This is a genomic window from Pseudomonas sp. NY15372 (assembly GCF_048068215.1).
GTDB classification, from domain to species: domain Bacteria; phylum Pseudomonadota; class Gammaproteobacteria; order Pseudomonadales; family Pseudomonadaceae; genus Aquipseudomonas; species Aquipseudomonas guariconensis_A.
Genome location: NZ_JBLUPY010000083.1, coordinates 1 through 576 on the forward strand (window position 1 = coordinate 1; position 576 = coordinate 576).

Consider the following 576-nt stretch of genomic DNA (forward strand, 5'->3'; position numbering starts at 1 on the left):
GTAAGTAATTTCACCGCCTTCGGTGACGCTGGTCTTGTCGACGGAGAGGGTCGCGACAACTTCGCTCTCGGTGTCGGTAATCTTGACCGTAGCGTCGTCGCCCAGTTGCAGATTCTCGAATTGCTTACCGTCGACGCTCGCATCGGTGACGCCCAGCGAAACTTCACCCGCGTCTTTGAATACATCATCACCTTGAGCCGGCAGCGAATAGTCGACTTCAGTTTTGCCAGCTTGGATGACGACCTGCTGGTTGTTGCTCAGCGTGACGGTGACATCGTGATCGAGTTTTTCGCTGATCCGGATGGTGAAGGTCGGTTGCTGGTCTTCGGTCACATCGCCTTTGCTGACGATGGTGACTTCGAACTTGTCGCCTTCATTGCCAGTGCCTGAGCCTGGCTCATCGGTGATCTTGGTCGAAACGGATTGGTCGTCGAGGGTGAGTTTCTCGAACTTGTCGCCGCCTTCTACCGATTCAAGCTTGTTGGTAATGGTCGGTTGGCCGCCGGTGAACACATCATCCGGGGCTTTAACGGTAACGGAGCCGCTGGCGCTGCCAGCCGGAATAGTGACTTCGGT

General features: G+C 55.7%; 1 protein-coding gene. It reads right to left on the reverse strand.

From position 1 onward, the window contains the following. Nucleotides 1–576: immunoglobulin-like domain-containing protein (locus tag ACNFG0_RS22835; protein WP_416766528.1), on the reverse strand; the 576-nt coding region annotated here is incomplete at both ends.